17 protein-coding genes are annotated in these 21,678 nt (G+C 42.4%); 7 read left to right on the top strand and 10 right to left on the bottom strand.

The genetic code is table 11. The annotated features are described in order from the left end of the window. The first annotated feature begins 1 nt into the window (after position 1). A complete protein-coding gene (locus tag ABEB05_RS01735) occupies positions 2-3,034 on the top strand; it encodes an efflux RND transporter permease subunit (protein WP_265786965.1) in 3,033 nt (1,010 codons plus the stop codon). Positions 3,035-3,171: 137 nt separating this feature from the next. Continuing rightward, a complete protein-coding gene (locus tag ABEB05_RS01730) occupies positions 3,172-3,897 on the top strand; it encodes an acyl-[acyl-carrier-protein] thioesterase (protein ID WP_265786963.1) in 726 nt (241 codons plus the stop codon). A gap of 51 nt (positions 3,898-3,948) precedes the next feature. On the opposite strand, the gene ABEB05_RS01725 is transcribed toward ABEB05_RS01730, so the two are convergent. The 6 genes from ABEB05_RS01725 to ABEB05_RS01700 form a co-directional block, all read right to left on the bottom strand. Beyond that, the gene (locus ABEB05_RS01725; protein WP_265786961.1) at positions 3,949-4,767 is read right to left on the bottom strand and encodes an aldo/keto reductase; all 819 of its coding nucleotides are present in this window, start codon (positions 4,765-4,767) and stop codon (positions 3,949-3,951) included. A gap of 133 nt (positions 4,768-4,900) precedes the next feature. Further along, entirely contained in the window at positions 4,901-6,535 is a 1,635-nt protein-coding gene (locus ABEB05_RS01720) for a T9SS type A sorting domain-containing protein (RefSeq protein ID WP_265786959.1), read from the bottom strand. 115 nt (positions 6,536-6,650) lie between these two features. Further along, on the bottom strand, positions 6,651-7,592 hold the full coding sequence (locus tag ABEB05_RS01715; protein ID WP_265786958.1) for a tetratricopeptide repeat protein: 942 nt from the start codon (positions 7,590-7,592) through the stop codon (positions 6,651-6,653). A 49-nt stretch (positions 7,593-7,641) separates the two neighbouring features. Next, positions 7,642-8,949 (bottom strand): dicarboxylate/amino acid:cation symporter, encoded by a 1,308-nt coding sequence (locus tag ABEB05_RS01710; protein WP_265786956.1) that lies wholly within the window; start codon positions 8,947-8,949, stop codon positions 7,642-7,644. Beyond that, positions 8,946-9,749: a DUF92 domain-containing protein gene (locus ABEB05_RS01705; protein WP_265786953.1), complete on the bottom strand. Its 804-nt coding sequence runs from the start codon at positions 9,747-9,749 to the stop codon at positions 8,946-8,948. Before ABEB05_RS01705 ends, ABEB05_RS01710 begins: the two co-directional genes overlap by 4 nt. A 9-nt stretch (positions 9,750-9,758) precedes the next feature. Continuing rightward, entirely contained in the window at positions 9,759-10,013 is a 255-nt protein-coding gene (locus tag ABEB05_RS01700; protein WP_265786952.1) for a hypothetical protein, read from the bottom strand. A gap of 116 nt (positions 10,014-10,129) precedes the next feature. Between ABEB05_RS01700 and ABEB05_RS01695 the strand changes: the two genes are divergently transcribed. The 4 genes from ABEB05_RS01695 to ABEB05_RS01680 all read left to right on the top strand — a co-directional run bounded on the left by ABEB05_RS01695 (position 10,130) and on the right by ABEB05_RS01680 (position 14,484). Next, positions 10,130-10,738, top strand: coding sequence for a Maf family protein (locus tag ABEB05_RS01695; RefSeq protein WP_265786949.1), 609 nt, complete (start codon positions 10,130-10,132; stop codon positions 10,736-10,738). 87 nt (positions 10,739-10,825) lie between these two features. Further along, positions 10,826-11,596: a nucleoside triphosphate pyrophosphohydrolase gene (gene mazG / locus ABEB05_RS01690; protein ID WP_265786947.1), complete on the top strand. Its 771-nt coding sequence runs from the start codon at positions 10,826-10,828 to the stop codon at positions 11,594-11,596. A gap of 184 nt (positions 11,597-11,780) precedes the next feature. Next, the gene (locus tag ABEB05_RS01685) at positions 11,781-12,944 is read left to right on the top strand and encodes a citrate/2-methylcitrate synthase (RefSeq protein ID WP_265786945.1); all 1,164 of its coding nucleotides are present in this window, start codon (positions 11,781-11,783) and stop codon (positions 12,942-12,944) included. 103 nt (positions 12,945-13,047) lie between these two features. Then, the gene (locus ABEB05_RS01680; RefSeq protein WP_265786943.1) at positions 13,048-14,484 is read left to right on the top strand and encodes a GH3 family acyl-acid amido synthetase; all 1,437 of its coding nucleotides are present in this window, start codon (positions 13,048-13,050) and stop codon (positions 14,482-14,484) included. A 31-nt stretch (positions 14,485-14,515) separates the two neighbouring features. Here ABEB05_RS01680 and leuS read toward each other — a convergent pair whose 3' ends face one another. After that, on the bottom strand, positions 14,516-17,128 hold the full coding sequence (leuS, locus tag ABEB05_RS01675; protein ID WP_265786941.1) for a leucine--tRNA ligase: 2,613 nt from the start codon (positions 17,126-17,128) through the stop codon (positions 14,516-14,518). A gap of 365 nt (positions 17,129-17,493) precedes the next feature. On the opposite strand from leuS, the gene ABEB05_RS01670 reads away from it, so the two are divergent. Beyond that, positions 17,494-18,165 (top strand): class I SAM-dependent methyltransferase, encoded by a 672-nt coding sequence (locus ABEB05_RS01670; protein WP_265786940.1) that lies wholly within the window; start codon positions 17,494-17,496, stop codon positions 18,163-18,165. A gap of 27 nt (positions 18,166-18,192) precedes the next feature. Here the strand turns inward: ABEB05_RS01670 and ABEB05_RS01665 are convergent, their stop codons facing one another. The 3 genes from ABEB05_RS01665 to purB form a co-directional block, all read right to left on the bottom strand. Next, positions 18,193-19,272 (bottom strand): acyl-CoA reductase, encoded by a 1,080-nt coding sequence (locus ABEB05_RS01665; protein WP_265786939.1) that lies wholly within the window; start codon positions 19,270-19,272, stop codon positions 18,193-18,195. A 42-nt stretch (positions 19,273-19,314) separates the two neighbouring features. Then, the gene (locus ABEB05_RS01660) at positions 19,315-20,286 is read right to left on the bottom strand and encodes a LuxE/PaaK family acyltransferase (protein WP_265786938.1); all 972 of its coding nucleotides are present in this window, start codon (positions 20,284-20,286) and stop codon (positions 19,315-19,317) included. Between the two features lie 90 nt (positions 20,287-20,376). Next, positions 20,377-21,672, bottom strand: a complete 1,296-nt coding sequence (purB, locus tag ABEB05_RS01655) for an adenylosuccinate lyase (RefSeq protein ID WP_345694248.1) — start codon at positions 21,670-21,672, stop codon at positions 20,377-20,379. Positions 21,673-21,678 lie beyond the last annotated feature (6 nt).

Genomic DNA, 21,678 nt, shown 5'->3' with positions numbered 1-21,678 from the left:
AATGAACTTCACAGACCTCTCCCTCCGCCGCCCGGTAACAACAATAATGATATTTATCAGTTTTGTCGTTATCGGGATTATTGCCAGCCGTATGGTACCATTGGAATATTTTCCGGATATCTCCTTTCCCGGGGCATATGTCTCGGTACCCTACTCCAATTCCACTCCGGAAGAAGTCGAACGAACCATTACACGGCCCATTGAAGAAGCTCTGGCTACCATCAGCGGGCTGAAGAGAATGAATTCTTCATCCAGTGAAAACCAGGCGGGTATTTTTGTAGAGTTTGAAATGGGATCTGATATCAGCCTGAAAGCGATGGAGATAAAAGAAAAAATCGACGGTGTGCGTAACCAGTTGCCAGATGATATGGAGCGCTTTTTTATAAATAAGTTTTCGGCACAGGACAACCCGATGATGAATCTTAGGCTCTCCTCTGAGCGCGATTTATCAAATGCCTACGAATTGTTGAACAGGAACTTAAAACAACGGATTGAACGCATACGGGGAGTCGCAAATGTGGACCTCTATGGAGTTGAAAAACGGCAAATTCGCATTGAACTTATTCCCGAACGACTTGAAGCCCATAACGTCAATTTAAATGAATTGGCACAGACCCTGCGGCAAAGTAATTTTTCAGTAACTGCTGGAAAAGTTGACGAAGCCGGTAAACGTTATATGGTACGTCCCACTGGTGAAATGACAAAACCTGATGAATTTGCTCAGCTGGTAATCGGTCCCAATAATTTACAATTACATGATGTGGCAACCGTTGGATATGGCAGTCCAGAACGAGAGTATGGCCGCCATCTGGATCAAAAATATGCCATCGGGTTGGATGTATTCAAAGAGTCAGGAGCAAATACGGTTGAGGTGGGTAACCGTGTACTTGCAGAAATCGGAGAAATCAACCAACTGCCCGAGATGAAGGGAATTAATATTTTCGAGATGCACAATCAGGCAACGGGTATCATCAGCTCCCTCACCGAGCTTTTGAAAGCCGGTCTCCTGGGAGCCTTCTTCTCTATTATCATTCTGTATCTGTTTCTGCGCAGGATCAGCACTACCTTAATTGTGGCGCTTGCTGTCCCCTTCTCACTGATAGTTACGCTCGGACTTCTTTATTTTATGGATCTTTCCCTAAACATTCTTTCGATGATGGGACTTATGCTGGCGGTTGGAATGCTGGTCGATAACGCAGTAGTGGTAACCGAGAATATCCATCGCAACCAGCATATGATGGATGATAAAGCAGAAGCTACCAGGCATGGAGTTAAACAGGTTGGGATGGCCGTAACGGCAGGTACTCTTACTACAATCATAGTTTTCCTTCCCAATATTATCAGTGAAGATTCTATGATTGCTATTCAACTTTACCATGTGGCCATAACTATCATTCTGGCCCTGAGTGCCTCATTGCTTATCTCCCTAACGGTTATTCCATTATTAACGTCCAAAATAAAGGCGCCTGAACAGACTTCACAGACCAAGTATATTGACAAAATAGAGCGCGTTTACTCCAGAATATTAAGCAGCTTACTCAAAAGGCGTTATGCCTCTTCATTTTTAATACTGGGAATTCTTTTCAGTGTGGTCATACCGATGAATATGACCAATATTGATATGTTTCCCTCCTCCGAATCACGCGAATTATATTTGCACTATAATTTAAATGAAACCTATACTCTCGAGCGCGTTGAACAGTCGGTAAGACGGGTAGAAAAATATCTCTACGATAACCAAGAAGCATTTGAGATTGATGCAGTCTACTCTTATTTCGAGCCGGGTCATGCTACTTCAACCCTTTTACTTACCGATGATGACATAGCTAAAAAGGACGTTAAAACCATAAAAGAAGAAATTGTTGAGAACTTACCCAAACTCTCCATCGGTGAACTTTCATTTGAATATCGGGATCGTACCGGCGGGGATCAGCTTCGGATTTTTGTCATCGGAGAATCTTCAGATGTACTAACAGAACTTGCATCTGAAGTCAAACGCCGACTTGAAGATGTATCGGGTCTCGCGGATGTACGTTCGGAGGCCGAAACCGGAACGGAAGAAGTACAAGTGGTTGTAGATCGAGAGCGAGCGCGGAATTTGGATGTCTCCAGTCAACAGATTGCAAGTTTGGTATCGAACTCGATGAGGGGCATGAATTTGCGGCGCGTTCGCGGTGATCAGGGTGAAACAGATGTCGTACTTGCACTGCGCGAATCCGATCGAAAAAATATTGATGACCTGATGAATTTGCCCGTAAATGTGGGTGATAATGAAAGCATGAAGCTGGCTTCACTGGCTGATTACCAAATTAGCACCGGACCGAGAAGTATCCAGAGAGAAGATCAACAAACTTCACTGGGAATCAATATCAACCTGGATGGTATTACCATGAGTGAAGCCCAGGAACGTATCTTTCCCATTCTCGATCAAATTAATTACCCGGCTGGTTATGGATGGAGCCAGGGACGCAGCTTCCAGGAAGATCAGGAAGCAATGGATGAAATGCTTATAAATATGTTGTTGGCCATGTTTTTAATTTATCTGGTAATGGCCTCTCTGTTTGAGTCGGTACTTTTCCCATCCAGTATTATAACATCCATTTTCTTTGCTGTAGTTGGCGTATTCTGGTTTTTCTTCGTTACCGGTACTACTTTTTCATTTATGGCTATGATTGGCATTCTTATTTTGATGGGTATCGTAGTTAATAATGGAATTGTGCTGATTGATCACATCCACCAGCTCCGAATGGGTGGAATGGAACGATTCGAAGCGATCATAAAAGGAGGAAGAGATCGCATGCGTCCCATTTTAATGACGGCAGCTACTACCGTACTCGGACTTCTGCCTCTGTGCTTTGGCACCACTCAAATTGGCGGAGACGGCCCTCCATACTTTCCAATGGCACGGGCCATTGTCGGCGGACTTTCTTTTTCAACCGTGGTTACGCTATTAGTGCTCCCAGCTATCTATTTAATTCTTGATGATATCAAATGCTGGGGGAGCCGTGTATGGCAAAACGGCTGGAATGTATAAAGTTAAGAGATTTTCAACTACCACAGGCTCTATCAATTGCAGCTAAAAGGATGGATGTCACTTGCTATCCTTTATTTATTTCGATGTAAAGTAGAAACGCTTACTTTCCTATTTACCTTTAAAGTAAAAGAGTAAATATGGCTAACGAGAAGTTAATCTACCAAGAGTCCTTTAAAATACGTGCTTCTGAAGTCAACATTCATCAAAAAGCAACGTTGCCAGCTATTTGCGAACTGCTTCAGGAGGTGGCTGGAAATCATGCTCGGCAACTAAGATTTGATATAACTGATCTTCAGCAAGACAAGCTAACGTGGGTTCTTCACCGGCTCCGGATAGAGATGGATGAATTCCCGAATTGGAGAGATACTATTACTATTAAAACCTGGCCTTCTGGCGGTGACGGACTGCGTGCTCACCGTGATTTCCTGATATTGGATAGCGAGAATAATATTATTGGGAAATCCCTAAGTTATTGGCTCATACTAGATATTGAGAGCCGTCGGCCAAAGCGTATACCCAAATCAATACTAGAAAGTGTTCCGAAACAAAGTGAACACGTTCTGCCCGTTAATGAAGGTAATTTCAGGAACATTGAGCATCCTCAAGGAACTCAATTATTTGCAGTTAGAAAGTCTGACCTTGATTTAAACCAGCACGTTAATAACGTACGATATATAGAATGGGGTTTGGCCTGCCTGCCAGAAGAAAAAGTAAAAAGCGTTTTAGATATTAAATTTACCGGCGAAGCCGGACTTGGAGATACGGTTCTTGTACTATCAACGGATAACAACCAGGGCGGCTGTTATTTTGAAATCCGTAACCAGGAAAACCAACAAACATTGGTACTGGCCCAGACAAAATAAAAAAAGCACATCCCTCTTTTTGAGATGTGCTTTTAATAACTTAAATATTCACTATCCCCAATTGGGAGCAAAGCTGGGATTAACCAACCGCATTGATTTTTCCATTTGATCAATACGTTCGAAATCATCATCCTCAAGGAAAAAGTCAAAAACCTCAAAATTTTCCTGTAGATGCGTTTTACTTGAAGCCTTGGGAATAGCCACCACATTTTCCTGCTCAATAAGCCATCGCAAAGAAACTTGTGCGGCCGACTTATCATATTTTTTAGCTATTTCCCGAAGCTCTTCATTTTCTGCTACTTTCCCTTGCGCCAAGGGAGCATAGGCCGTCAGCATAATATCATTCTCGATAGCATAATCCAACAGATCAAGCTGATCGATAAAGGGATGAAATTCGACCTGATTAGAAAAGATCGGGGCACGGATCTCTTCATTAACTTTTTTCAACAGTGGGAGAGGAAAATTACTGACCCCAATATTCATGGCCTTCCCCTGATCGCGCAATACCAGCATAGATTCAATTGTTGCCCTCAAATCATACTGGTTGTTAGGCCAGTGAATAAGAAGCAAATCTACATAGGGAGTATCCAGTTGTCTAAGGCTTTCTTCCGTAGACTGCAGTACATCATCTGATTCGAGATTGGTGTGCCAAATTTTTGTAGTTAGAAAAATGTCTTCGCGAGGGACATTGGATACACTGAGCGCTTTTCCAATTTCTCTTTCATTTTTATACATCTGGGCAGTATCAATATGACGATACCCTATATCGAGCGCAGTTCGAATTACATTTTCACACTCTCTGTCATGGAGTTTATAGGTTCCGAGACCTATTTCGGGCACATCCAGTCCCTGTATATTTTTATATTGCATCTGTACTAAAGGTAATACTCCGTTTATTTTAGTTTAAATTAAGTTATATAACAGCTTATATGGCAATAATGTTCGATAAAATATAGAATGTATAGCAGTTCTAAAAAAGAATTATAATTATATTAACTGAACGCTATTTTATCAGGGTCACTTTTCTCGTAAAAACTTCTCCATCCGCTTCCAGCCGAATAATATACATTCCACTGGGCATATTTGAAGCATTCCAGATGACATCATCATGAGAACCTGCCCCGCGAGGTCCCTCTGTTAACGTTTCAACTTTTTGCCCTATCATATTCCAAACCGTCAGGCTAACCTCGGTTTCTTCAGCTAGTTCAAAGGGTATTGTTGTGGAATTTGTAAAGGGATTCGGATAATTGGGTTTTAATTGAATAGATTCGGTCGTCTCCTGATTAATTTCATCATCTCCTGCCCCCGAAGGGCCCACAAGCAAAGTAAAACGACTGTTTGCATCCCTCTCCTCCTTATCTTTAAATATCTGAGGATTCGATATCTCAGCTGAATTATTTTTTTCCGTATCAATCTCATCCAAATCAAACGAATAGGAATTGGTTGTTCTTAGATCAATTTCACGATCTGTTTCGCGATCCAGAAGTAAAAAATCCCAATCACGGGGCAAATTATCCGGAATCTCCCAGTTAAATGTTAATCTATCACGTTCGGGAGCTGAAAACAGTAATGGAATTTGAAGTTGTTCTTCCAATCGATGAGGAATAGCATTCCGGGCAAGCCTATCATTTGTTTCCGTAGTGCTAAAAATATTTATTGCCCTTCTTTGTAAAGAAAACAGTTTATATACGTCCAGATCGTCTTCCCCAGCTTCTCCTTCACTCCTGAACTCTATCCCATATTGATCAAATTGTTCGCCATCTCCGAGTTGAATTTTTAGATTCCCCACGATATTATTTGACCGCTCCGGTTGATCCACTTCACCGGCAACAAGCTCTGCTCGATTAAAACGCAAACCATCAATATTCCCATCCTTAAAATAAACCCAAAAAGCCTGAAATGGCGCAATCGTCTCTTGAGATGCTAACGGTTCAAATCGTCCATTACTCTTACCAAATTCCGGATTCCAGATGTAGACATGACCATTTAACTCGGAACCCGTCTTCCTAAGCACCTCTTTTAAGGCCGCTACGGAAATGGACTGGGCAAACGGATTACTCAGAAGCTTCATACCTTCCTTTATATCAATCCGTTCATTTTGATTTGTGTCTGCAACCTGAACGGGCATATTTACAATATCCCGCTCCAATTGCTCCCATAAATCGGTATTCTTCAGTTTTTCCTGTCTATTATTTGAATATTCACCAATATTTGCGGCAAGCAAGGAAGAAGGGATTTGCCAATCAGTTCCTGTATATGCAAGCAAACTCCTATCCCCTTTTCGAATATCTATTCCCGATCCATAGGCACTTCCAGTACTAACTTTTACCTCATTTGAATTAATTTCTTCAAAAAAAATAATGGTTCCTGATGAGATTACTTCATCTCCTGTCTGCCAACGAATAATCCCCCCTTCATTGCTGAATGATTCACCATCCCATTCTGAATCCGTAAAAAAAATGGTAGTATTAGCCGGTAGATCATTCTGTATACCGATAATAAAAGAATTGGTACTGCTGCTGACTTCAACAAAGGCAATATCCCCTAAAGACTGACTCATACCCCGGCCGTTAACTCCAAGTAGGAGAACGCTGAAGAGCCACAAAAATGTAAGGGAGCGCAGTAGCCTTTTTGCCATATAATAATATCAGTTTACATCCCAGAATCTATATTTATATTTAAACTTTTTTTACTTATTAATCAAACTTATGCAAAACCTTTTTACTCTTTTTATAAAAACTTTCATAAGAAATCTATCCATTTCTCAATACTTCCAAACGTTCTTCACTTTTAGACTGTAAAGACTTCAAATAATAAGTATCCATATCTACCACTAACTGGTATCTTTTCTCTGCCATTGCTTCCTTTCCAGTCCGCTCAAGAACTCTACCGAGATTATACTGAAAGATTATATTTTTAGGATAATCTTCAGATAAGTCCCGCAGGTGTTCGAGAGATTTGCTTAAATTATTTTCCCTTTCGTATAAATAGGCAAGTATCATTTTTGCATCATTCCGAACATAACTATCCGACCGGGCTGCCGACTCAAGAGCCCGGAACCCCTCTTCCATATTACCGCTTACACCGGCCATATTGGTAACCCACCTAAGCGAAGACGGTACTGTTCCCATCATATAATAGAACATCCCCTTACCTATCAGGGCTTTAGGATCACTGCTATCGAGCGATAAAAGTGTTCGGGTATATTTAAATCCATCTAATCCACTTGAGACAGCCGTCTTATAATTTTCTTCAGAAGCCGCGATTAGGCTACGATAACCATAAAGTCCACTAAGCATTAATATCATAGTGGTATCGCGGGAGTTATCCTCTAACTGTTTATGACTGACTGAGAGGGCTTTTTCTGAACGTTCCAAGTATAGGTTAGCGGCCCCATGACTTTGGTCTCCAAAATAATACTGCCAAAATGGAATCATTGAATAAAAGAAATAGGCCCGGGCATCGGAAGGATTAACTTCTTGTAACTTTTCAAATATAGTAGAAGCTTCCTTCCAGTCAGACTGATAGAAAGCCTCAATACCATGGCTAAGTTGCTGGTCATAAGAAACTGAATCCGGGCTGGAATGGCCTAAACAAATACTTGGTAATGCGAACCATCCCATCAGACAGATAAAAAGAGAGAGTACTTTTATATTCATAAAGCGGATTAAGTCATCAGTATCTGTTTGTTGCATTTCTTAACGAAAGCTAATCTACTTTTCGTCTGTCTAAATACTTATTAAATTATTCATCATCGAGATGCATCTCTCCCAATAACCCTTCGGTGTGTGCAACGGCCACACTAACTGCGGCATCGCCGGTAATATTTACGGCCGTACGACACATATCGAGGATACGATCTACCCCGAGAATTAAGGCAATCCCTTCTACTGGTACCTGTATGGCCTCCAGTACAACCACCAGCATAATTATCCCGGCCCCTGGAACCCCTGCAGCCCCTACCGACGCGAGGGTAGCGGTAAGCACAATAGTTAACTGTTGTGCAACAGAAAGATCAAGTCCCAAAGCCTGGGCAATAAATACGGCTGCAACTGCCTGATACAAACTGGTACCATCCATGTTTATGGTTGCTCCAATGGGCAAAACAAAGCTTGAAACTTCTTCATCCACACCCAAATTGTTTTCGGCTCTTTCCATAGTTACAGGCAGGGTTGCTGAACTGGAACTGGTACTAAATCCTAATAGAATAGCCGGCTGCATAGCTTTAAAAAAGTCTCGCAACTTCATGTTGCTGAATAGTTTAAACAAACTGCTATAAATAATCAGCACATGCAGGATTAATCCAATTAATACCGCTGCTGTATACCATCCCAAGGCTCCCAGTAAATCCAGTGCCTGAGTAAGGTCATCCCCTGCCAAATCAACAATAACGCCCGCCATAAGAGCAAATACGCCATAGGGAGCAAGTAGCATTATTAAATCCACAATTTTAATAATGACATCGTTGAGAGAATCAAAAAAGCTGACTAGCGGACGGCCCTTTTCTTTTGGGATCTGAATAATACCTATCCCCAGTAAAATTGCTACAAAGACCACCTGAAGCATATTGCCATTATCAGATGCGGAAGCAAAAAAGTTTTCCGGGACAATATCGACAAAAAATGTTAAGGGAGACCGCTCCATAACTTCCCGGGCTGACTGGGCGGAACCCTCAATATTATCTTGGTAACTTGACATCATTTGCTGCTGTGTTTCTGCAGGCAAAAAATCACCGGGCTGCAATACATTCACCACCGTCAATCCGATGGTAATGGCAAACATGGTTGTAACAATATATATTCCAACCGTCTTACCACCCATGCGTGAGAGTTTAGCTGTATCATTTAGACTTGTCACGCCTACAATAAGAGAAGCAAGCACTAATGGGACTGCAATAAGCTTAAGCAAATTTATAAAAATGGTCCCAAAAGGCTTGATATAATCAGCGGTAAACACAGAAAATCCTCCCACGCTTGCAGCAAGCCCCCAGATAAGACCAAGTACTAATCCAATAATAATTTGCCAATGAAGCTGTTTATACCATTTCTTCATGCGATGAGTAATTTTAAAATTATCGTCAGCATTGCTCCTATCCCTGTTGAAATTGCATTAACTCCATTATTGTCAATATAAAATTGCCAATTAAACAAAGGGATCGATACTAACATATTATTACGCTGAATAGTCGCTCCGAAATACGAATCGACCAGGCATCCAAAAAATCCGCCTATAAAAATGAATAAAAAGACGGGAAAAGAAAGTAAAAAAACATACTTTGCAAGCATAGAAATAATCAGTGCCCCCATTATCCCCCAAAGAGTCCCTTTAACACTAATTCCCCCATCAGTGCCGGGAGGCACCTTCTCAAAACTAGTAATTAGGTAGGTTGAATTCGGATCTGTACTTCGCAATTCAGTAGCCCAGGTATCGGCAGTAGCTACTGCCAAGGCTGCTAATCCGCCGATAATAAAAACCTCTGCCTGAAGTAATGCGGCAATTATAAAAAAGAATACCAAACTCCATCCATTTGCCCACACCTGCATGCCAGTGCGACGTACTCCTTCGTAAGAACGGTCCTCCCTGCGACCCGTGATAAGTGCACTACTAACGAAAAAAAATATCAATACGGAAGCGGCAGCCCAGTCTCCAATTCCAAAAACAATGGTGCCGGCTGCCGTTGCCGAAAAAAGACCATCCAGCGTTAAATATCCCGCGATAAAAGCTACAAGGGAAAACAACAAAGCTAAAGCAGCACCAAAAGCTATGGTATAATTATAAGCAGCCTTATCGGCACTCCAAACAAATATAACAACCGCTAAAAAGGAAACGAGAACATTGAGTTTACGATCCACCTGTAGTAATTAAGATTGGTCGGATGACATAGCAGAAGAGCCGCCATCATGTTTTAGAATTGCCACTACTACAGTAATATAACCTCCCATTATTACAATAGGCGAAATGTACAGTGATATAATACCTTCCACCTCATTTTCCAAATACATTGCGGTAAATCCGGCAATAACCAAAAGTAATCCCAGGGCAAGAACTTTGTAATTCCAGGGACTAAATATCATCGGCTTTTTAGAATTGCGGCCTTTACTTTTTTGAGCTACCATTAAACTGATATTTTTGTTGCAAATCTTGATTGTTATAAACCTAAAAACAGGTTTATCTTTTTTCTGATCTTATTAAGTTAAACTAACAAAAAATTTCATCCAAATATACGTCTTTTTTGAATTCCATTATCCTTGCATCCGGAAGTCCCCGCCGTAAGAAACTACTCGAACAAATTAATTTAACGTTTCGTGTTCAAGTCAGTACTGTGGATGAACACTATGATCCTAAACGTCCGCCAACTGATATTGTTCAGATTCTGGCAGATCGAAAGGCCCGGGACATTGCCCAAAATACCGCTTTAAATTTAGTTATAGGTGCTGATACTATTGTAGTTTACGACAACAAAATATTAGAAAAACCGAAAAATCCACGACAGGCAATAAAAATGCTGATGGAATTAAGTGGACAAACACATACCGTATTGACCGGTGTAGCCCTCTATAAAACCTTTGAAGATAAGGACCCCCAGTACCATCATTTTGTGGAACAGACAAAGGTTACCTTTGGTGAAATTGATGCCGACGACATCTCCATCTACGTTAAAAGCAGGGCTCCAATGGATAAAGCCGGTGCCTACGGCATTCAGGATGATTTCGGGGCGCTTTTTGTTAAGCATATAGATGGGGATTACAATACCGTTGTGGGGTTTCCCTTGTATAAATTCTATCGCGAGATGAAAAACTTTGCTCCTGAATATCTTGCCGATAATATGAATAAAGGGTAGTACTTCTTCCGTTCATCCGGGATATCAGAAGTGCCAACTTTTGCTTACATTCCGAGAAATAAAATCGTTGAACTTTATATTTTTCTGATGGAAGCAACAAGAAGTTTCGATGACTTGGTCAAAATCGTCAAAATTCTTCGCAAAGAATGTCCTTGGGATAAAAAACAGACCCACGAAAGCCTCAAGGACCACTTAATAGAAGAATCTTACGAGGCTATCGAGGCTATTGACATGGAAGACTTTGAAGAGTTAAAGAAAGAATTGGGAGATGTTTTGTTACAAGTGGTCTTTCACAGTATTATGGCCGATGAAACCGATCAATTTAATATCGGAAATGTCATTTTAGCTATTCAGGAAAAGTTAATTCGACGTCATCCACACGTATTTGGAGATACCAAAGCTGATAACGAGCAACAGGTTGCTGAAAATTGGGAGAACATAAAACTTACGGAAGGTAAACGATCTGTTTTAGAAGGTATTCCCAAAAAGCTTCCCGCTCTAATCCGGGCTCAACGGATGCAGGAAAAAGCAGCCAATGTTGGTTTCGACTGGCCAGAAAAAGAACAGGTTTGGGAAAAGCTCGAAGAAGAACTTGACGAATTTAAGGAAACGCTGGATGGTGAAAATCATCAGGCAAAACAGGACGAATTAGGGGACCTTCTTTTCTCACTGGTCAATGTAGCCAGGAATTATAAGCTTGATGCCGAAGACAGTCTCCGCTCAACGAATCGCAAATTTATTCGACGCTTTCAATATATCGAGGAAAAATTGAAGGAAGACGATAGGGACATCCGGGAAACGCCGCTTGAGGATATGGATCATTATTGGAATGAAGCTAAAAATCATTCCCAAAACTAACCTATTAAAGAGTGTTAAATTTTACGTTTAAGTAAACGCTGTTAAGTCGTTCTGTGTTAAATGACTTAACGATTTATCAGATAAACAGAGTACCTAAATCAAAATCTGATTTTGTGGTTAGCAAATATTATATTTGAGCCCCAATTATAAAGTTTATATCCAATCCAAAAATCGGAGTACAAGAATGGCTGAGAGCTTAAAAAAAGACATTGACTTAAGTCAATATCCGCACATCAATAAAGGATTAGAAGGAATTGTTGCCTTTTCTACTACTAAAAGTTTTATTGACGGACAAGAAGGAAAACTCATTTATGCTGGCTACACTATTGATACCTTGGCGGAAAATGCTACTTTTGAAGAAGTTTGTTTTCTGCTTTGGAATGATCGCCTACCGAACGAATCGGAACTGTCGGAATTAAAAACGAAGTTACGGAAGGAACGGTCCATCCCCTCTGCTGTGATCAATTACTTGGAAAATACCTCCAAAAAAGCGGAGCCGATGGCGGTGCTCCGTACGGCGGTCTCCATGCTCTCAGACTTTCATGAAGTTGACACAGAAAATGATAAAGAATTTTACCTAAATAAAGCGATATCCATCACGGCAAAAATTCCTACTATTATTGCCGCTTATGATCGTGCCCGAAATAACAAAAAAATTGTAGAACCGCTCTCAGATCATAGCACTGCTTTTAACTTCCTTTATATGCTTAACGGTGAAGAGCCGGGCGACCAGGCTGAAAAGACCATGGATCTCTGCTTGATCTTGCACGCTGAGCATGGCATGAATGCCTCTACCTTTACCAACAGGGCCATTTGCTCCACTCAGTCCGATATGTACTCTTCGGTAACCGGGGCGATTGGCGCGCTCAAAGGCCCTTTGCATGGCGGAGCAAATCAGCAGGTTATGAATATGCTGATGGATATTGATGAACAGGATGCCGATCCCGTCGATTATGTGAAGGGACGTTTAAAGCGCAAAGAAAAAATTATGGGCTTTGGTCACCGAGTTTACAAAACTATGGATCCCCGAGCACGTATCCTGCGCGGCATGTCTGAAAAGCTTTCCAGAGAAACCGGCCATGAAACCTTGTATGAATGGTCTGAAGCCATTCTTAAAACGATGAAGGATGAAATTGGAATCGATCCCAATGTTGATTTCTTCTCAGCCACGGTATACTATTCTATGGGTATAAGCCCCGATCTATATACCTGTATTTTCGCTATGAGTCGCGTTTCAGGATGGACGGGTCATTATATTGAACAGGCCGAAAACAATCGTCTGGTACGTCCGCGCGCCCTTTATACCGGCGAAAAGGATCTCGATTGGGTACCGGTTGAAGAACGGTAAGATACTTAACCGATCTTTAGTTTATTTTTGAGCCCCGTTAACTTCGGGGCTTTTTTTATATTTGGCCTGAAATTATATTTGCATCCTAATAATAGTTTTTGTTTTGAACATCCATCAAAGACAGGAAAAACAGCTTTTTGATTTAATACGTACGGCTACCAACACAAAGTTTGGCCAAGAGCATGAGTTCAAAAAAATTCAACGCTACCCGGATTTCCGCGAGGAAGTTCCCATATCTTTTTATAAAGATATTAGCAACCAGATAGAACAGCTAAAAAATGGATCGGCCGATCTATTTTGGCCCGGTCAAATTAACCATTTTGCCGTATCTGCGGGGACTTCAGGCAAAGGAAAACACCTTCCCCTGTCCAATCAGCGATTGCAATCCGATCGGCGTTTCATGCGTATGATTGCCCTGCAATATCTTAAACAAAATCCTAATATATTTGATATTATTGGCACCCACATCAGCCTTCCCGGGGTATTAGAACAAAAAAATAATTTTCAAATTGGTGAAATAAGTGCCTTTACCGCTCTCAAAGCTCCATGGTGGCTTAGCCCCCTGCAACTTTTCGACAGTAATGAGCTTACTAATCTTTCTTTCGATAAAAAAATAGATCGGGTTTTGGAAGAAGGCATCAACCATGATGTAAGAGTCATAACGGCAGCTCCCAACTGGGTACTGACTATCTTCCAGGAATTACTCAAAAAAACTGGGAAGAAACACATCAAAGAAATTTGGCCTAACCTGACCCTTCTGATCTGTGGTGGGGTAAAGCTGGCTAATTACCGTCCCCATTTAGAAAAGCTGATCGGCAATAAAGAAGTCCATTTCATTGAAACGTACGGAGCCTCCGAGGGATATATCGGTTTTAGTAGTCATGTAGATCGTGATGACCTCAAGTTGGTAACCGATAACGGTATCTTTTTTGAATTTATCCCAAATCCGCTGCCCGATCCCGATTCCATGTCTATTCAGGAAACCGTTCCACTATGGGAAGTAGAACCGGATACCCCCTATGCCCTGCTCGTAACAACCAATGCGGGCCTCTGGCGATATGCTTTAAATGATATTATTGAATTCACGCAACTAGATCCGCCGCGTATTAAAGTAATGGGACGCGTAAGCGAAATGCTCGACGACTATGGAGAAGCGCTCTATGCCTATGAGGCCGAAGAAGCACTTCAGCAAACGGCTGACAGTATGGGACTGACGGTTGGCAAATTTACCGTAGGGGCACAAATGGGCAGTGAACAGGATATCCCACGTCATTTTTGGTTTATACAAACCGATGAATCCCTTCATTCAGATACATTGGATAAACTTGCCAAGCGTCTAGACGATACTATATGCCAAATGAACAGGCACTATACCATTCGCCGAGAAAATAACACCCTTGGCCAGCCTCAGATATATACTATTTCACAACAGCAGGTAAATAACTGGCTGCAGCAAAAGGGAAAGGAGAAAGCCCAGGGAAAACTTCCCGCTATCCTCCGTAAAGACCGGGATATTAATTACTTCAAAGGCTTTCAATAAATAAGAAATAACCCTGAAATAATATAAGCTTCTACTTCACTACCAGGTTGACGATACGTTCGGGAACAAAAATTTCCTTAACTAGCTTGCCCTCTTCCAGATATCGTTCAACGTTTTCAACCGCTTTAGCCTCCGAAAGTACATACTCTTTATCTTTGGCTTTGTCGCGGGGAACATATATTTCTCCCCGCACTTTGCCATTCACCTGGATGGGATACATCTGGGTATCTGAGATAAGGTATTTTTCCTTAAATTCCGGCCAATCAACGTAGGCAATGCTCTGTTCATGACCCAAACGCGACCAGAGCTCTTCAGAGATATGCGGTGCAAAGGGTGAAAGCAGTTTCATGAAACTTTCGAGCAGTGCCTTCGGATGTTCATCCCATTTATTCGCCTCATTAATGAAGATCATCATCGCTGAAATTGCCGTATTAAAAGACAGGTCTTCTACGTCCTCTGTCACCTTTTTAATACACTTATGTAAGGCTTTCAGCTGTTCTTTAGAAGGCTCGGTATCTTGTACCGACTCGTTCAGCTCTCCGCTTTTCTCATCAATAATTAATCGCCACACACGACTCAAAAAACGATAGACCCCGTCCACATCTTTGGTGCTCCACGGCTTAACCTGTTCCAGAGGCCCCATAAACATCTCATAGAGCCGCATGGAGTCAGCCCCGTACTGTTCTACAATATCATCGGGATTAACTACATTACCCCGTGATTTGGACATTTTATGGGCCTTGGCATCGACCGTTACATCAGTACCCTCAATAACAAAATCGTCGCCTCTTTTCTCAACATCACTTTTATCCAATTTCACTTTCTCAGTGTAAACTCCAGGACCTCCTAATTCTTCATCTGATAAATTTTCAACAGTTTCATAATCAATCCATTTTCCATCCTTCTTAAAGCCGGTAAATTCCATCTCGCCTAAAATCATCCCCTGGTGCACCAGCCGCTGAAACGGTTCCTTGGTAGAAACTACCCCGCAATCATATAATACTTTATGCCAGAATCGGGCATACAACAAGTGCAACACACTGTGCTCGGCTCCGCCCACATACATATCTACAGGCATCCAGTATTTTTCCTCATCGGGATCTACGGGGCCTTCCTCAAAATGGGGACTGCAATAGCGCAGATAATACCAACACGAACCGGCCCACTGGGGCATGGTATTCGTTTCCCTTTTGGCCGGTTTTCCTGTTTCAAGATCGGTAGTATTGACCCAGTCCTCGGCTTTGGCCAAGGGTGGATTGCCATCATCGGTTGGTTCAAAATCATCCATTTCCGGGAGGGTCACCGGAAGCCCATCCTTCGAAACAGGTTTGGGTTCCCCATCTACGTGAATAATGGGAAAAGGCTCGCCCCAATACCGTTGGCGCGAGAATAACCAGTCCCTCAGCTTATAGTTTACTGCTTTAGTTCCGGCATTATGCTCTTCCAGCCATTCAATGATCTTCTTTTTAGCCTCGGGAACATCCAGTCCGTTGAGAAAATCACTATTGATCGTCTTCCCTTCCCCGGTATATGCTTTGCCGTCAAAATCTTCGGGTGGTTCTACCGTACGGATGATCGGCAAATCAAATTTTTCTGCAAACTCCCAGTCACGCTCGTCCTGTCCCGGTACAGCCATAATAGCGCCCGTCCCGTAGGTAGCTAATACATAGTCAGCTACCCAAATTGGAATTTCTTCTCCATTTACCGGATTTACCGCGTAAGCCCCGGTAAACACACCCGTTTTTTCATCACTCAACTCCGTACGTTCAAGATCAGATTTCCGCGCTGCTTCCTCACGATAGGCTTCTACCGCTTCCTTCTGATCGTCTTCAGTTATAGTATCAACCAGATCATGCTCCGGAGCCAACACCATATAAGTAGCTCCGAAAATTGTATCGGGACGGGTAGTAAATACGCGCAGGGATTCATCATAATCGGCAATCTCAAAATCAATTTCGGCCCCAATGGATTTTCCAATCCAGTTACGCTGCATCTCTTTAGTAGATTTCGGCCAATCGAGATCATCAAGTCCCTCAAGCAGACGATCCGCATATTCGGTAATTTTCAGCACCCACTGACGCATGGGCTTCTTTACAACTGGATAGCCTCCCACCTCACTCTTTCCGTCAATTACTTCTTCATTTGCCAAAACGGTTCCCAACTCCGGACACCAGTTTACGGGCACATCGTCTTCATAGGCCAGCCCTTTCTCATAGAGTTTCAAAAAGATCCACTGGGTCCATTTATAATAGTCGGGATCCGTTGTATTGACTTCCCGATCCCAGTCATAACTAAAACCCAGAGATTGTAATTGCTCACGGAATCGATCGATATTCTTCTGCGTAGTATCCCGCGGGTGTGTTCCCGTCTTAACAGCATACTGCTCGGCGGGCAATCCAAATGCATCCCATCCGATCGGATGCAGTACATTGAAACCATTCATCCGCTTATAACGGGCCAGAATATCTGTTGCGGTATAGCCCTCCGGATGTCCTACATGAAGGCCCGAACCACTGGGATAGGGAAACATATCCAACACGTAATATTTGGGCTTATCATGGTCCTCCGGCGTTTTGAACGTTTTGTTCTCTTGCCAGTACTGCTGCCATTTAGTTTCAATTTTTTCGGGACTATACGAGCTCATTCAAACGTTTGGTTAAAGCTTAATTATAATTCTGGGTAATAGGCTAAAAGCGCTCTTATACAGGTATGTAATAAAATAATACGCTATTACTCTATATTATTACTGATCCAATTATTGGCAATTCATCAGCGCTCTTATGCATAAGTTGCCAAAGATAAGAAAAAAATGGACTGGTTTGAAGAAGGGATTAGCCGAAATTGCTAAATATAGTAAAAGTTGACATATCTCTGGATTTAGAAGTTAATTCGTTTCCATTCCGAACATCCGAACTGAAAACAATACCGCTATTGAATTTAACTCTGTAATTTCGCACAATAAATTAGAGCATGAAGGAAACAAATACTTAACCTAACAGTTGCTGCATTATGAGACAATCAGAAAAGAAGACCCTACTATCGAAGAGTACCACAAAAAAATTAAAATATTTAATAGTGGTTGTATTAACCATTGTACTGTCGAGTCCCGTGGCCTGTGCCCAAATTCCAGGGAATGCTGATGATACTAACTGGCTGATTGAGGTTCTTGAATTAAAGGAGGGCTCTGTGGTGGCCGACATTGGTGCGGGAGATGGCGATGAGACCATAGAAATAGCAAAACATGTTGGTCCCAACGGACATGTATACAGTACCGAACTTGGATCAGAAAAAATACAAAATTTACGAAGCGCTATTAACGGAACAGAATTAAACAATGTTACCGTTATTGAAGGAGAACCAGCACAGACGAACCTGCCTGAACAATGCTGTGATGCCTTGTATATGCGCAGAGTTTACCACCATTTTGGGAACCCAGCCTCAATGAATAAAAGTCTTTGGAAATCGCTGAAACCAGGGGGACGAATTGCAATCATTGACTTTGAGCCGCGGGGTTCCGAAGCTGAACCTTCAGGCAGAGACTCAAATGATCAGCATGGGGTTACCGCTGAAACAGTCGTCGATGAATTAGAGCATGCTGGCTTTCAACTAATTAATTCCGAGAATAAATCTGGCAGGGATATCTATGTGGTCATGGAAAAACCGGAGATGATCGCTGAATAGGCTTTTATAGAACCGATAGTTAATCCGTTAGCCGATCAACCACTCCAATGTATCCACTCCATCCGGTTTCCAGGAAAGCGAGGGCTGTTGTGCATTGGATAAAAATTCAGTTTGCTCACCATAGCCGGGAATTGCTACTTCCGGGTGAGCTACATAAATGCTCTGTAGCTGGGCGGCATATTTTTCGCCTAATTCTGCCACCTTCGATTCATCACCTTCTACCCAATAGCACACAAAATCCTGGTCAAATTCTAGGCCTCCCTCCTGCAAAAGAAGATATTCCAGCCATAGCTGTGAACGCTCTACGGCTTTGTTATAGGCGAACTGCTGCCTGAGTTTAGGAGGTGGAAATTCATGTTGTGGATTCGCTTCCCAAAATGACCGTATATAATCGGATAGTTCATCTTTAATTTCCTCTAAAGAAAAAGGGGAAACCACAATACCGACTGATCGACAACCCTTTCCACCATATCGTAATACACCATCCACTAAATTCTTTATTGTTTTCTCATCTTTGCGATCGAAAAAAGCCATAGAAAAATGCGCCGTGCGGATAAGATATCGGGTATTATCTTTTGCCAGGTTGTACTCTTCAATGGCTTGCTTTACCCCAGGCACAGATGATTCTGAACCTGCAAAAATAATAGCGTCATGGGGCATATCTTCAAAATCATCAAGCCGGTGCGTCCACTGCACATCACGATCGGTCCACATTCCCGTCTTTTTAATTTCGTTCAAAAAAGTAGGCAGTAGATACGGATCTTTCCGTGAGACTTTTCCCGTATAGCGGGCTCCGCTCAACAACGTAGCAAAAGCATCCTGGAATCCTACTAACGGCAGATTCCCCGCATGCAGGCACATTACGTTTTGTCCGGAGGCATTATTTTCCTGTTTGTGATCAAGCTCAGCACGTTCAGCCCACTCCTCCACGGCATCTCTATCTAAACTCTCCTTTATCACTTTAAGGGCATACTTTACATCTTCGAAACTAAAGTATCCTTCGCGAATGGTACGGTCAATGGCATCCATCAGGTAATGATTATCGTTGCTGAGCCAATTATCGGAGGCCTCGAGTAATGTATCTATACGTTTTTGCAATTCAGCCATTATGTTACCTGGGTCCTGAAGATTTCTCTGTGAACTACTATACTAATCTTCTTCGATTAAAAAGTTACAGCCACGCAGATCTTTGGGATTCCACCGTCCCAGTATCTGGAACCGCCCTTCTGGGTCCATTACGCCCTTATCATGGGTTAGTAAAAACGAACAGCTGTGAACATTGGCTAAATCAATGACGGCAATAAGCCCCTCCCTATAGGCTGGTAACACTTCTGCGGGATTATCGGGATTTCGAATGGAAACCTGCATCCAGGGGACGGTTTTAAACCATTTTCCTCCGGTAGCATACGCTTGGCTCAGTAGCTCCGCCATGCCGTATTCGGAGTGAATCCGGCTTTGGTCCAGTCCAAATCCCCTGCTCAGTTTTCTGTGGAGCTCTTTCCTGCTTATCTCGCGCTTATGGGTTTTCATCCCGCCGGTTTCAATGATCACACTATTTGAGGGGATAGAAGGAACATCCAGTTCCAAAAGATCCAACAGTCCAAATGCAGCACCGAATAGAATCAGTTGTTTTCCACTTTGTTTGACTTCCTTAATATCATCAGCCTGTAAAGGCTTATCAAGTGGTAAGAAGCGACTTAATCCACTTTCACCTTGGTTTATGAGTTTTTGGATCATATAAATAAGCGACGAATGCGGATTATCAGCATAGCCCGGCGTATATCCCCAAATTACCGCATTCTCCAGATTGTAAAAATGGCGAAATCCTTTTAACAACGATTGATCATAAAGCTCAGGATCATGCACTTTGTGGATACTCCGCTGCATATCCGAAGTACCGCTGCTTTTGAATACAAGCTCGTAGTCCTCTTTAGGATGGGCCGTTACCGCGGCTTCTTTGAACGCTTTGATAGGTAATAATGGAATAGCTTCTATATTATCCAATGCCTCACAATATCTCCGATATACGGGATTGTTCTCAGACTGATATTCGAAAACCTGTTGGACTTTCTCCTCAAAAGAAAGAGTATCCGAAAAGATGAGATTAGGCCAGCTTTGCACAGTAATTTAATTAAATACGGATGATTCTGATTCGACTATTTTTTATCAATTCTACCTGCAGTAACCTGCTTTATCCGTTTCATATGCATTCTATTCCAATCCCACTCGCTTAAAAATACGTTCCACATTTCGGGTGTGATGATCCAAGTCAAAAGCCTCATCAATTTCCTCTTCAGTTAGATTTTCCTGTACGGTTTCATCCGCTTCCACCAGATCACGGAACATTGTCTTTTCCTCCCACGCCTGCATCGCCAGTGGCTGGACGGTATCATAGGCTTTTTCACGTGACATTCCCGTATCAATAAGCTTATGCAAGACACGCTGAGAGAACGTTAATCCGTAGGTTTTATAGATATTGTCGTGCATATTGTCCTCGAATATCGTCAACTTTTCAACAACGCCCGAGAAACGATTAAGCATATAGTCCAGTAAAATAGTAGCATCGGGCAAAATAATACGCTCTACCGATGAGTGTGAAATATCGCGCTCGTGCCAGAGGGGAATATTTTCATAAGCCGACATCATATAACCACGCAACACGCGTGAGCATCCCGATATATTTTCTGAACTGACCGGATTACGCTTGTGCGGCATTGAGGAAGAACCTTTTTGTCCTTTCCGGAAAAACTCTTCAGCCTCCCGGACTTCACTGCGCTGAAGGTGACGAATTTCAACCGCCATTTTCTCCATAGTCGAACCAATAAGCGCCAGTGTGGATATGTAATCAGCGTGACGATCGCGCTGCAGGGTTTGGGTAGAGATAGGCGCGGGAGAAAGACCTAATTCCTCACAGACCGATTCTTCAACTTCAGGCGGAATATTTGCGAAAGTCCCTACCGAACCGCTCATCTTTCCAAACTCAACAGCCTTGGCTGCTTTTTCAAAGCGTTCCTGATTACGCTTCATTTCGGCATACCAGAGTGCGCATTTCAGGCCGAAGGTTGTGGGTTCAGCGTGCACGCCGTGGGTGCGCCCCATCATGACGGTATATTTGTGCTTTTTCGCCTTCTCCGCGAGTACATCAATAATATCATGAATATCTTTTCGCAGGATCTCATTGGCCTGCTTGAGCCGATACCCATTGGCGGTATCGACCACATCGGTGGAGGTTAACCCATAGTGGACCCACTTCTTTTCCTTTCCGAGCGACTCCGAAACCGACCGCGTAAAGGCCACCACATCATGACGAGTCTTCTTTTCTATTTCCTTGATACGATCGACATCAAAAGAAGCATTTTCATAGAGGTTTTTGACATCATTTTTGGGAATTTTGCCCAGTTTGCTCCAAGCGTTGCAGGCAGCCAGTTCCACATCCAGCCAGGCCTGAAATTGGTTTTCCAGTGACCAGATATCGGCCATTTCTTTACGGGAATATCGCTCAATCATGAAATA

The organism is Fodinibius salicampi (genome assembly GCF_039545095.1).
Classification (GTDB): domain Bacteria; phylum Bacteroidota; class Rhodothermia; order Balneolales; family Balneolaceae; genus Fodinibius; species Fodinibius salicampi.
The sequence above is the reverse complement of the archived record's forward strand: the minus strand, read 5'-3'. Positions and strand labels throughout refer to the sequence as shown.